This window comes from Enterobacter sp. (assembly GCF_977039595.1).
Genome location: NZ_CDRQYH010000004.1, coordinates 1 through 12260 on the forward strand (window position 1 = coordinate 1; position 12260 = coordinate 12260).

The 12260-nt window shown below is 58.0% G+C and carries 10 protein-coding genes and 1 pseudogene; 6 read left to right on the forward strand and 5 right to left on the reverse strand.

Annotated elements, in window-relative coordinates:
• Positions 1–128: 128 nt before the first annotated feature.
• Positions 129–965, reverse strand: coding sequence for a pyridoxal phosphatase (locus tag ACWYRJ_RS02200; protein WP_032674400.1), 837 nt, complete (start codon positions 963–965; stop codon positions 129–131).
• 162 nt (positions 966–1127) lie between these two features.
• Positions 1128–1340: pseudogene (locus tag ACWYRJ_RS02205) on the reverse strand (HAD-IIB family hydrolase); the annotation flags it as partial.
• A 140-nt stretch (positions 1341–1480) separates the two neighbouring features.
• Between ACWYRJ_RS02205 and pgl the strand changes: the two are divergent.
• Positions 1481–2476: a 6-phosphogluconolactonase gene (pgl, locus tag ACWYRJ_RS02210; protein ID WP_008501123.1), complete on the forward strand. Its 996-nt coding sequence runs from the start codon at positions 1481–1483 to the stop codon at positions 2474–2476.
• A gap of 120 nt (positions 2477–2596) precedes the next feature.
• On the opposite strand, the gene ACWYRJ_RS02215 is transcribed toward pgl, so the two are convergent.
• Positions 2597–3880: a putative acyl-CoA thioester hydrolase gene (locus tag ACWYRJ_RS02215; protein WP_111963805.1), complete on the reverse strand. Its 1284-nt coding sequence runs from the start codon at positions 3878–3880 to the stop codon at positions 2597–2599.
• Positions 3881–4104: 224 nt separating this feature from the next.
• On the opposite strand from ACWYRJ_RS02215, the gene hutI reads away from it, so the two are divergent.
• The 5 genes from hutI (at position 4105) to hutH (ending at position 10350) form a co-directional block, all read left to right on the forward strand.
• Complete coding sequence (gene hutI / locus ACWYRJ_RS02220; RefSeq protein WP_111963806.1) at positions 4105–5328, forward strand: imidazolonepropionase; 1224 nt, start codon at positions 4105–4107, stop codon at positions 5326–5328.
• Positions 5325–6263 carry a formimidoylglutamase gene (gene hutG, locus ACWYRJ_RS02225; protein WP_455507333.1) on the forward strand — a complete coding sequence of 313 codons (939 nt, stop codon included), beginning with the start codon at positions 5325–5327 and terminating at the stop codon, positions 6261–6263. Before hutI ends, hutG begins: the two co-directional genes overlap by 4 nt.
• Before the next feature lie 19 nt (positions 6264–6282).
• Positions 6283–7017, forward strand: coding sequence for a histidine utilization repressor (locus ACWYRJ_RS02230; protein WP_111963808.1), 735 nt, complete (start codon positions 6283–6285; stop codon positions 7015–7017).
• A 127-nt stretch (positions 7018–7144) separates the two neighbouring features.
• Positions 7145–8833 carry a urocanate hydratase gene (gene hutU / locus ACWYRJ_RS02235; protein WP_111963809.1) on the forward strand — a complete coding sequence of 563 codons (1689 nt, stop codon included), beginning with the start codon at positions 7145–7147 and terminating at the stop codon, positions 8831–8833.
• Positions 8830–10350, forward strand: a complete 1521-nt coding sequence (gene hutH, locus ACWYRJ_RS02240; protein ID WP_032656312.1) for a histidine ammonia-lyase — start codon at positions 8830–8832, stop codon at positions 10348–10350. The genes hutU and hutH overlap by 4 nt, the downstream gene beginning before the upstream one ends.
• A gap of 85 nt (positions 10351–10435) precedes the next feature.
• On the opposite strand, the gene ACWYRJ_RS02245 is transcribed toward hutH, so the two are convergent.
• Together ACWYRJ_RS02245 and bioA are read right to left on the reverse strand one after the other, a co-directional pair.
• Positions 10436–10912 carry a kinase inhibitor gene (locus ACWYRJ_RS02245; protein ID WP_063143124.1) on the reverse strand — a complete coding sequence of 159 codons (477 nt, stop codon included), beginning with the start codon at positions 10910–10912 and terminating at the stop codon, positions 10436–10438.
• A 48-nt stretch (positions 10913–10960) separates the two neighbouring features.
• Complete coding sequence (gene bioA, locus ACWYRJ_RS02250) at positions 10961–12250, reverse strand: adenosylmethionine--8-amino-7-oxononanoate transaminase (RefSeq protein WP_455507334.1); 1290 nt, start codon at positions 12248–12250, stop codon at positions 10961–10963.
• Between the last annotated feature and the right edge of the window lie 10 nt (positions 12251–12260).

Genomic DNA, 12260 nt, shown 5'->3' on the forward strand with positions numbered 1-12260 from the left:
ATGGCCCTGGTACGAGCGCTGAACAAAATGACGAAAGCAGGTATGCCTGAAAGCGTGCGTATTGCCTGAAAACACAACCCGCTACGGGGGAGACTTACCCGAAATCTGATTTATTCAACAAAGCCGTTTCACGCTGTAATTTTTTCTACTGAAAAGTACTGGTTTAATACATCAGCAATTCCAGTTTCTGTATTGTTACCTATTACTAAATCAGCACACGCTTTCACTTCATCAACAGCGTTACCCATAGCAACACCCAGGCCAGCAGTCTCCAGCATACTTAGATCGTTGAAATTATCACCAAAGGCCATAACCTGGCTCATAGATAAGCCTTGCGATTCTACCCATTGTGCCAGGCGTTTACCCTTACTGTTTCCGGCTTGTGCTATGTCTACTTGGTCGTGCCAAGACCATTCACAAGCAAGGCCAAGCTCACGCTCTACGATCTGACCAAAGCGATGTAGTTTTTCAGTATCAGAATCAGTAAGGGCGAATTTCCATATAGCATCAACATTTTGAGAGGCTTCACTCAGAGAGGGTACTTGTTTGAATACTGGACGTTGTGACTCTGGAAGAGATTTAGCCCAATTTTCTGTACGGATAATATGCCCCGTTGGATTTTGATAAAACATGGCATCATCGGCATACATCAGACTATGAACATTGTAACTATCAAGTAGGTTTACTAATTGAGTAGCTTGTTCTGGTTGTAATGGGTCTGAGGCAATAACTCTTTTTTCGGCGTAATCGTACAATAAAGCACCGTTACAACATATAGCTGGTGTATTCAGTGCTAATGCCTGATAAAAAGGATGGATGGCTACAAAGTGCCGTCCGGTAACTATGACAACCTTTGCCCCTGATTTACGGGCATTCTGTAGGGCAGTTAATGAGGCTGGTAAAATAGTTTTTTCTGGCGTCAATAAAGTGCCGTCCAGATCAAGGGCGATTACCTGATAGTCCATGTAGTGATTCACCTGATTTTGGTATGTAGTTTTTCCGATAGTACACCGCTTTGCGGCTACGACGAAACAAGGTGAAGAGAGTCTTGTTGAGCACTGGAACAACGTTGGATACTGGCGTATTGCCCTGGATTGGTGAAAATGTTGTAATAAGCGTCACACACTCAAATAAGTGCCATTACAACAAATTGCAGGTGTATCTAACGCCAGTGCCTGATAAAAAGGGTGAATGGCAACGTGATGTCGACCCGTTACGATAAGGAGTTGATATCCCGCTTCCTGCGCGCGTTTAAGCGCTTCCAGAGAAGAGGGGAGAAGGGTTTTTTGCGGCGTCAGTAAGGTACCGTCTAAATCCAGAGCAATCACACGCGAGGTCATCTGTTTTCCCGGGTTAATATTGAATTTACGTTTTGATGGGATGGTACACCGAGAGGCGAACGCTTCAAAATTCCTGTCGACAATTCAGCATTCACCGTCAAAAGTTAACTACTTTCATGCGCAGTGAGGAGTGAATATTCATGAAACAAACCGTTTATACCGCCAGTCCTGAAAGCCAGCAGATCCACGTCTGGCGTTTAAATACCGAAGGGACACTCACGCTGGTTCAGGTTGTTGATGTGCCAGGCCAGGTACAGCCGATGGTCATCAGCCCGGATAAACGTTTCTTGTACGTGGGTGTGCGCCCGGAGTTTCGCGTGCTGGCCTATCGCATTTCTCCGGACGACGGCGCGCTGACGTACACTGCTGAAGCCCCGTTGCCGGGCAGCCCAACCCATATCTCAACCGATCGTAAAGGTAACTTTGTCTTCAGCGGCTCGTATAACGCGGGCTGCGTCAGCGTAACGCGTCTGGAGGATGGCATTCCGGTCGAAACCGTGGACGTGGTGGAAGGGCTGGAAGGCTGCCACTCGGCGAATATCTCTCCGGATAACCGCACGCTGTGGGTACCTGCGCTGAAGCAGGATCGTATCTGCCTGTTTACCCTGAGCGACGATGGTCACCTGGTGGCGCAGAATCCAGCTGAAGTTACGACTGTTGAAGGCGCTGGTCCGCGTCATATGGTCTTCCACCCGAACCAGCAGTATGCCTACGTGGTCAACGAACTGAACAGCTCAGTGGACGTATGGGAACTGAAAGATCCAAACGGTCAGATTGAGTGCGTGCAGACGCTGGACATGATGCCGTCTGATTTCTCCGACACCCGCTGGGCGGCGGATATCCACATTACGCCAGATGGCCGCCATCTGTACGCCTGTGACCGTACCTCCAGCCTGATTACCGTCTTTAGCGTCTCTGAAGACGGCAGCGTACTGGCGATTGAAGGGTTCCAGCCAACGGAAACCCAGCCGCGCGGCTTTAATATCGATCACAGCGGCAAATACCTGATTGCGGCGGGGCAGAAATCCCACCACATTGCGCTGTACGAAATTAAAGGCGAGCAGGGACTGCTGGAAGAAAAAGGGCGCTACGCCGTAGGCCAGGGGCCAATGTGGGTGGTAGTTAACGCTCACTAAGCTGCTTAAAACAAAAAACCTCGCAAATGCGAGGTTTTTTTATGCCCGGTGGCACTGCGATTACCGGGCCTGCATCATCTGTAGGCCGAGTAAGGCGAAGCCGTCACCCGGCAAAACAGCTTACTGCTTCGGCTCAGCAACCACTTTGCTACCCAGACCGCGGTTGTTGTATTCCCACATGCGGTTGAAGTTAGCGTCGTTCAGGTTGCGCTGCACGTTCCCTTTATCATCCACCGCACCGGTGTTGCCGGAGAACGGACGTTTGGAGATCGCGGCATCCGCCCACGGTTTCGCCATGTTGAAGCCTTCGTTGATCACGCTGTCGCGGATCACAACCTGACCGTTGGTGGCTGAGTCCACGTCCAGGGAGCGTCCCAGCTGCGCCACGCCGTCACCGGCAGCATTAAAGCGGCTGTTCACGGCCAGGAAGCCGAAGAAGAGGTTCGACTGGGTTGCCGGAGCAAACACGTAACCTTCCTGCTGAGTACGTGAGTTCACCACGCGGAAATCGGTATTATCAAACACCACCGCGCCGCGACCAGACACCAGGTCCACGTCACCTTCAACGTAGCTGTTGGTCACAAGGGTACGGGTCAGACGGTTATTCTGCAGGGTGTTCTGCACGCCGCTGTTGGTCACGAAGAAGGTGTTCTGACGGCCCAGAATGTTGACGTTGTTAATCTGCACCTTATCGCCATCGCTACGCAGCGCAACGGCCTGGTGGTTACCGGCGTCAACGCTGTCACCCAGGGTATTCTGAATGGTCAGGTTCTGCAGCTGCAGACCGTTATTCTGAGACCAGAATACCGCCGAGCACATTACGCCAATGGTGGCGGAACGCTTGCTCTGGCAGTTATCAAACATATACCACGCCGGTTTGCCCGGCATATATTTACCGGCCGGGTTCACCAGGTGACGCCAGGTGTTGCTGTCGATTTCGGAATCAATCGCCAGGCCAATTTTTACGTCAATCGCTTTTTCGCCCAGACCGTAAAGCGTAATGCTGCCAGGGGCCGCCGGAACATACACGGTGCCTTCATATTCACCAGGCAGAATCGCGATGTACTGGCGAGACGCGCTGTGTTTAGTGATGGCAGCATCAACCGCAGCCTGAATTGAGGTATGCGTTACGCCCTGCGCACCCGCCGGGCCAACCACGAAGTCAGGCTGTTTCGGCAGATTAATAGACGACGGGGTCCACGGCGCAGCGTTAGGATCCATCGCTGAGAAGTAGTGTGCACGGTCGAAGTTTTTCGCTTCATCAGCGGACAAAATCGGGCGGGAGGCGGTACCGGGCGCAACCTGCTCAGAAGGTCGCTGATCCGGTGGTGTTGAACTGCAAGCGGATAAGGTCACGCCAAAGGCGAGTGCTAACGCCAGACGGGAAATCCTGGAAATGTTCAAGGTAGAGCTCCTGGGTATGCAAGTCTTTACGGGACAGACGAAATAGCCTGCTTTTTTATACTAAGTTGAGCGAAACGGGAAGATAAAAAGGGTAAAAGTTCCATTTTTAGCCCGAGAGCGGCAAGTAAGTGATCACAAATAACTAACATTTTCCTTCAAGGCGGTTGACAGTAGACGGTGGAAGCAAATAAATGTCTATACAACCTATGACAAGTGGAATGCCCATGCAGCAGATTCATCCCGACGATGTGATATGGCGAAATGCGCGACTGGCTACGATGGTGCCGGACGTATCTGCGCCCTATGGACTGAAAGAGCAACATGCCCTGGTCGTAAGGGGTCAAACTATCCTGGCCGTGATCCCTGAATCTGACATTCCGGCCGGACACCGTCACAGCGTCGATCTCCAGGGGCGTCTGGTCACGCCTGGCCTGATTGACTGCCATACCCACCTTGTATTTGGCGGCGATCGCGCGGCGGAGTGGGAGCAGCGTCTGAACGGCGTCTCTTATCAAACCATCAGCGCCCAGGGGGGCGGAATTAACGCTACCGTGACGGCGACCCGCAGCAGCTCGCCCGAAACCCTGCTTAAGCTGGCGCAGCAGCGGCTTCAGCGACTGATGAATGAAGGCGTCACTACGGTTGAAATCAAGTCGGGATACGGTCTAAACCCCGAGGCCGAAGAGAAGATGCTGCTGGTCGCGCGCCAACTGGGCCTCAATAATCCGATCGATATCAGCCCAACGCTGCTGGCGGCCCATGCGGTTCCGCCGGAATACCGACAGGATCCGGATGCCTACCTCACGCTGGTCTGTGAGGAGATATTGCCCACGCTGTGGCAAAAAGAGTTATATGAAGCAGTAGACGTGTTTTGTGAAAACGTCGGCTTTACCCCGTCGCAAACCGAGCGCCTCTTCAAGTCGGCAACCGCGCTCGGTATTCCGGTGAAAGGGCACGTCGAGCAGCTGTCGAATCAGGGGGGGGCGGCATTGGTCAGCCGGTATAAAGGACTCTCTGCCGATCATATCGAATATCTTGACGACGCAGGCGTTCAGGCGATGGCGCAAAGCGGCACGGTTGCGGTCCTGCTCCCCGGCGCGTTCTATTTTCTGCAGGAACGCCAGCGTCCGCCGGTTGAACAGCTCAGAAAACAGGGTGTGCCGATGGCGGTCGCCACCGACTATAACCCCGGCACCAGCCCGTTTGCCAGCCTGCATCTGGCGATGAACATGGCCTGCGTCCAGTTTGGCCTGACGCCCGAGGAAGCCTGGGCTGGCGTCACGCGCCATGCCGCGCAGGCGCTGGGCCGTGGTGCAACCCACGGTCAGCTGCGGGCCGGGTTTGTCGCTGATTTCATCGTCTGGGATGCTCACCATCCGGTAGAGATGGTCTACGAGCCGGGACGCAACCCGCTGTATCAACGTATTTTCCGTGGGGAGGCAGTATGAAGTTATGGCGGCCCGTTGCAGAAACGGTCTGGCAGGGGCGCGACGACAGCGCCGAGGCCAGCAACGCAACGCGCATTTTCCAGACGATAAAGCAGCAGGGAGAGTTCACGCCGCTGGCATCCGGCATCGCGCTGATAGGGTTTGAATGTGATGCGGGCGTAAAACGCAATCTGGGCAGGCCCGGTGCCGTGCAGGCTCCGGATATGCTGCGTAAGGCGCTGGCGAATATGGCCAGCCATGAGGGACACGATCGGCTGGCGGATATGGGGTCGGTTTACGTTGAAGGTGACGAGCTTGAGGCGGCACAGCAGGCGTTAAGCGATGCCGTGACGTCATGCCAGCGGTCCGGGATGCGTACGCTTGTCTTTGGCGGCGGACACGAAACCGCGTGGGCGCACGGTCGCGGCGTGCTGGACGCCTTCCCGAACGAGCGGGTTGTCATCATCAACCTTGATGCCCATCTCGATCTGCGCAAGGCCGACCGGGCGACGTCCGGCACGCCGTTTCGCCAGCTGGCGCACTACTGCGATGAGCGCGGGCGGGAATTTCAGTACGCCTGCTTTGGCGTGAGCCGGGCGGCGAACACGCTGGCGCTGTGGGATGAGGCCGAACGCCTGAACGTCACGCTGGTGGAAGACCTCCATTTCAGGCGCGATGCGCAATCCGCGCTGGAAAAGGTGCTGGCCCAGGCCGATCGCGTCTACCTGACGATCGATCTGGACGTCCTGCCCGCCAGCGAAATGCCTGCCGTTTCCGCTCCGGCTGCGTTAGGCATACCGGCGCTGGATCTTCTGCCGGTTATCGAACAAATCTGCCGTAGCGGTAAGCTCCAGGCCGCCGATCTGGTAGAGTTTAACCCGCAGTTCGATCGGGACGGGCAGGGCGCAAAGCTTGCCGCCCGTCTGGCCTGGCAAATTGCTCACTGGTGGGCATAACACTATTCAAGGAGTCACGATGTTTTCACGCTCACCCCTGCCGCAGTCGAGCCCTCCCGCGCCTTTCTACGAAAAGGTGAAGCAGGCGATCAGCGAAAAAATCGCCACCGGCGTCTGGCGCCCGCACGACCGCATTCCCTCGGAGGCCGATCTGGTGGCGCAGTTTGGCTTTAGCCGGATGACCATCAACCGGGCGCTGCGCGAGCTGACTGACGAAGGGCTTCTGGTGCGCCTGCAGGGCGTGGGGACGTTTGTGGCGGAACCGAAAGGGCAATCTGCCCTGTTTGAAATCCGCAGTATTGCGGACGAAATTGCCGCGCGTAATCACCAGCACCGCTGTGAGGTACTGGTGCTCGAAGAGACCCAGGCCAGCGCCGAGCAGGCGGTAGAGCTGAATGTTAAAGAAGGCAGCCGGATCTTCCACTCGGTGATGGTGCATTTTGAGAACGACATTCCGGTGCAGATTGAAGATCGCTGCGTGAACGCTGAACGGATACCGGACTATCTGAATCAGGATTACACCCAGACCACGCCGCACGCCTATCTCTCGCTCGTCGCACCGCTAACGGAAGGGGAGCACATTGTGGAAGCCGTGCGCGCGACGCCGCAGGAGTGCGAACGGCTGCGGATTAAAGAGCACGACCCGTGCCTGCTGATCCGCCGTCGAACCTGGTCCTCGTCGCACATTGTGTCGCATGCCCGGCTGCTTTTCCCGGGGAACCGTTACCGGCTGCAGGGCCACTTTATGTCATAAGTTTTATAAGCGTGATCGCTAACGCAATATAACAAAATTGTATCTTTTTTGTTAAATCTGGCCTTGTGTGTGCTTGTCTATACAAGTATATCTAAATGCATCATCTGTCCCGTATGAGGAGCACACAATGTCGTCAGGTAAATACCGCCAGCAGGACGTCCGCGCCGCGCGCGGCACCACCCTTACCGCCAAAAGCTGGCTCACCGAAGCCCCGCTGCGCATGTTGATGAACAACCTTGATCCTGAGGTGGCGGAAAACCCCCACGAGCTGGTGGTGTACGGCGGCATAGGCCGCGCCGCGCGCAACTGGGAATGCTATGACGCAATTGTAAAATCCCTGACCGAACTCGAACACGACGAAACTCTGCTGGTGCAGTCCGGCAAGCCGGTGGGCGTGTTCAAAACCCACAAAAACGCCCCCCGCGTGCTGATCGCCAACTCTAACCTCGTGCCGCACTGGGCCACCTGGGAGCACTTCAACGAACTCGACGCCAAAGGGCTGGCGATGTATGGCCAGATGACCGCCGGGAGCTGGATCTACATCGGCAGCCAGGGGATCGTGCAGGGCACCTACGAGACCTTCGTGGAAGCCGGTCGCCAGCACTACAACGGCTCGCTGAAAGGCCGCTGGGTGCTCACAGCAGGTCTCGGCGGCATGGGCGGCGCGCAGCCGCTGGCCGCCACGCTGGCCGGCGCGTGCTCGCTGAACATAGAGTGCCAGCAGAGCCGCATTGATTTCCGTCTGCGTACCCGTTACGTCGACGAACAGGCCGAGAATCTCGATGACGCGCTGGCGCGCATCAAAAAATACACGTCCGAAGGCAAAGCGGTGTCGATTGCCCTGTGCGGCAACGCGGCGGACATTCTTCCTGAACTCGTCGCCCGAGGCGTGCGTCCGGATCTGGTCACCGACCAGACCAGCGCCCATGACCCGCTGCACGGTTACCTGCCGAAAGGCTGGACGTGGGAAGCCTATCAGCAAAAAGCGGAAACCGATCCGGAAGGCACGGTGCTTGCCGCGAAGCGCTCCATGGCCGAGCACGTCTCCGCCATGCTGGCTTTCAGCCAGATGGGCATTCCGACCTTTGATTACGGCAACAACATTCGCCAGATGGCGAAAGAGATGGGCGTAAATAACGCCTTCGACTTCCCCGGCTTCGTTCCGGCCTATATCCGTCCGCTGTTCTGCCGCGGTATCGGTCCGTTCCGCTGGGTTGCCCTGTCCGGTGACCCGGAGGATATCTACAAAACTGACGCCAAAGTGAAGGAGATCGTCGCCGATGACGAACATCTGCATCGCTGGCTGGACATGGCCCGCGAGCGCATTAACTTCCAGGGCCTGCCGGCGCGTATCTGCTGGGTAGGGCTGGAGTGGCGGCAAAAGCTGGGTCTGGCCTTTAACGAAATGGTGCGCAGCGGTGAAGTTTCCGCGCCGATCGTCATTGGCCGCGACCACCTGGACTCCGGCTCCGTTGCCAGCCCGAACCGCGAAACGGAAGCCATGCGCGACGGCTCGGATGCGGTCTCCGACTGGCCGCTCCTGAACGCTCTGCTGAATACCGCCAGCGGCGCGACCTGGGTGTCACTGCACCACGGCGGTGGCGTGGGGATGGGCTTCTCCCAGCATTCCGGGATGGTTATTGTCTGTGACGGAACGGATGAAGCCGCCGCGCGTATCGCTCGCGTGCTGCACAACGACCCGGCAACCGGCGTGATGCGTCACGCGGATGCGGGTTACGAGATTGCCATTGACTGTGCCAAAGAGCAGGGCCTTAACCTGCCGATGATCCCTGCCACACAAGGAAAGCATGAATGAACGCGTTAACACTCACTCCCGGCTCGCTGACGCTTAAACAGCTGCGTAACGTCTGGCGTCAGCCGGTCACCCTTTCGCTTGATGAAAGTGCCCACGCCGCCATTAACGACAGCGTCGCCTGCGTTGAAGCCATCGTTGCCGAAGGGCGCACGGCTTACGGGATTAACACCGGCTTTGGGCTGCTGGCGCAGACCCGCATCGCGACGCACGATCTGGAAAACCTGCAGCGTTCGCTGGTGCTGTCGCATGCGGCGGGCGTTGGCCAGCCGCTTGACGATGAGATTGTCCGTCTGATGATGGTACTCAAAATCAACAGCCTGGCGCGCGGTTTCTCCGGCATTCGCCTGAGCGTGATCCAGGCGCTGATGGCGCTGGTGAATGCGGAGGTCTATCCGTGGATCCCGGCGAAGGGCTCCGTCGGGGCCTCCGGCGATCTCGCGCCGCTGGCGCACATGTCGCTGCTGCTGCTGGGTGAAGGCAAAGCGCGCTGGCAGGGCGAGTGGCTTCCGGCGAAAGAGGCGCTGAAAAAAGCCGGGTTAACGCCGATCACGCTGGCGGCGAAAGAGGGGCTGGCGCTGCTGAACGGCACGCAGGCATCGACAGCTTTCGCGCTGCGCGGCCTGTTTGAAGCGGAAGATCTGTTTGCCTCGGCGGTGGTGTGCGGTGCGCTGACCACCGAAGCGGTGCTGGGCTCGCGTCGCCCGTTCGATGCCCGCATCCACGAGGTGCGCGGTCAGCGCGGGCAGATCGATGCCGCCGCGATGTACCGTCACGTGCTTACCGACACCAGCGAAATTGCCGATTCACACCATAACTGCGAAAAGGTGCAGGATCCGTATTCCCTGCGCTGCCAGCCGCAGGTGATGGGCGCGTGCCTGACGCAGCTGCGCCAGGCGGCGGAGGTCCTGCTGGTGGAGGCCAACGCGGTGTCCGATAACCCGCTGGTGTTCGCCCAGGAAAACGAGGTGGTCTCCGGCGGTAATTTCCACGCCGAGCCTGTGGCAATGGCGGCGGATAATATCGCGCTGGCGATTGCCGAAGTCGGCGCGTTGTCCGAGCGCCGTATCGCGCTGATGATGGATAAACACATGTCCCAGCTGCCACCGTTCCTGGTGCGTAACGGCGGGGTCAACTCGGGCTTTATGATCGCTCAGGTAACGGCCGCAGCGCTGGCAAGCGAGAACAAGGCGCTGTCGCATCCGCACAGCGTGGACAGCCTGCCTACCTCGGCGAATCAGGAAGATCACGTTTCGATGGCACCGGCTGCCGGGCGTCGTCTCTGGGAAATGGCCTCCAACACCCGCGGCGTGCTGGCGGTGGAATGGCTGGCGGCAAGTCAGGGTATCGATCTGCGTGAAGGGCTAAAATCCAGCCCGCTGCTGGAGCAGGCGCGTCAGGTGCTGCGCGAGCACGTCACGCATTACGATGACGACCGCTTCTTTGCCCCGGATATTGATAAGGCGATGCAGCTTCTGGAAGAAGGGCGGCTGGTGGGGCTGTTACCTTCGGTACTGTGATTTTTTTGCCCGGTGGCGCTGCGCTTACCGGGCCTACGAATGCGAAATCCAGGCCGGGTAAGGCGTAGCCGCCACCCGGCTTTTTTCAGGAATACATCGCCGTAATCGACGCGCTCCCCAGCGAATGGAAATGCACGTTAAACCCGACCATTGCGCCGCTCGCGCCTTCATCGACCTCAATCTTGTCCACATCCAGCGCGTGCACCGTGAAGATATAGCGGTGAGTTTCCCCTTTTGGTGGCGCCGCGCCGCCGTAGCCCGCTTTACCAAAATCGGTGCGCGTCTGAATGGCACCTTCAGGCAGGGCAACCAGGTCTGAACCGGAACCCTGCGGCAGGACGCGCGTGTCGGCAGGGAGGTTCGCCACAATCCAGTGCCACCATCCGGAACCGGTTGGCGCATCCGGGTCGTAGCAGGTCACGACAAAGCTTTTGGTGCCTGCCGGAACCTCGTCCCACGCCAGGTGCGGGGAGATGTTATCGCCCTGATACCCCATGCCGTTGAAAACGTGCCGTTCCGGGAGTTTTTCGCCGTCGCGCAGATCTTTACTGATGATTTTCATACGGTTTACCCTCGTTGATCGCTCGTTCAGCAAGTGTAATGCATTGGGTTAAATCATGAAATGCGCGGGAATGTTAACGGCTGTTACAACCGCGTCGGTTAATTTTCGAAGCTGCTCTGGCGTGATGCTGTACGGCGGCATCAGATAGATAAGCTTGCCGAAAGGCCGCACCCACACGCCCTGGTCCACAAAGAAGCGCTGCAGCGCCGCCATATTCACCGGATGGGTGGTTTCAATCACCCCGATGGCGCCCAGCACGCGCACGTCCGCCACGAAATTCGCGCCCGAGACGGCGCTCAGCTCCGTTTTCAGCTGCGCCTCAATCGCCGCAACCTGCGTCTGCCACTCGCCGCTCTCCAGAATCGCAAGGCTTTCACTCGCCACGGCGCAGGCCAGCGGGTTACCCATAAACGTCGGGCCGTGCATAAAGCAGCCGGCTTCGCCGTCGCTGATGGTGTCGGCCACCTGGCGGGTCGTGAGCGTGGCGGAGAGCGTCATGGTGCCGCCCGTCAGCGCTTTACCCAGACACAGAATATCCGGCGCAATGCCCGCATGTTCGCAGGCAAACAGCTTGCCGGTGCGGCCAAAGCCGGTGGCGATCTCATCGGCAATCAGCAGAATGCCCTCGCGGTCGCACATCCTGCGAATACGCCTCAGCCATTCCGGGTGGTACATCCTCATTCCGCCCGCGCCTTGCACAATAGGCTCAAGGATCACGGCGGCAATCTCATGACGATGCGCCGCCATCAGCCGCGCGAAGCCGACCATGTCCATCTCGTTCCACTCGCCGTCGAAGCGGCTCTGCGGCGCAGGGGCAAACAGGTTTTCCGGCAGATACCCCTTCCACAGGCTGTGCATGGAGTTGTCCGGATCGCAAACCGACATCGCTCCGAAGGTATCCCCGTGATAGCCGTTGCGGAAGGTGAGGAACCGCTGGCGCGTTTCGCCTCTGGCGTGCCAGTACTGCAGCGCCATTTTCATCGCCACTTCCACCGCCACGGAGCCGGAATCTGCCAGGAATACGCACTCCAGCGATTCAGGCGTCATCGCCACCAGACTACGGCATAAATCCACCGCGGGCTGATGGGTGATCCCGCCAAACATCACGTGCGACATCTGGTCAATCTGGGCCTTCATCGCCGCATTCAGGCGCGGGTGGTTGTACCCGTGAATCGCCGCCCACCACGAAGACATGCCGTCAACGAGCCGCTCGCCGCTGGCGAGGTGCAGCTCGCAGCCGTGGGCGGAGGCTACCGGATAGACGGGAAGGGGGCGGGTGGTGGAGGTGTAAGGGTGCCAGATATGCTGCTTGTCGAAGGCGAGATCGTCCTGGGTCATAATCGACTTG

Coding starts and splice junctions, on each gene's coding strand:
- ACWYRJ_RS02230 (WP_111963808.1), top strand. CDS start 6,283: ATGTTTTCACGCTCACCCCTGCCGCAGTCGAGCCCTCCCGCGCCTTTC.
- ACWYRJ_RS02200 (WP_032674400.1), bottom strand. CDS start 965: ATGGACTATCAGGTAATCGCCCTTGATCTGGACGGCACTTTATTGACG.
- bioA (WP_455507334.1), bottom strand. CDS start 12,250: ATGACCCAGGACGATCTCGCCTTCGACAAGCAGCATATCTGGCACCCT.
- hutU (WP_111963809.1), top strand. CDS start 7,145: ATGTCGTCAGGTAAATACCGCCAGCAGGACGTCCGCGCCGCGCGCGGC.
- hutH (WP_032656312.1), top strand. CDS start 8,830: ATGAACGCGTTAACACTCACTCCCGGCTCGCTGACGCTTAAACAGCTG.
- hutG (WP_455507333.1), top strand. CDS start 5,325: ATGAAGTTATGGCGGCCCGTTGCAGAAACGGTCTGGCAGGGGCGCGAC.
- ACWYRJ_RS02245 (WP_063143124.1), bottom strand. CDS start 10,912: ATGAAAATCATCAGTAAAGATCTGCGCGACGGCGAAAAACTCCCGGAA.
- pgl (WP_008501123.1), top strand. CDS start 1,481: ATGAAACAAACCGTTTATACCGCCAGTCCTGAAAGCCAGCAGATCCAC.
- hutI (WP_111963806.1), top strand. CDS start 4,105: ATGCAGCAGATTCATCCCGACGATGTGATATGGCGAAATGCGCGACTG.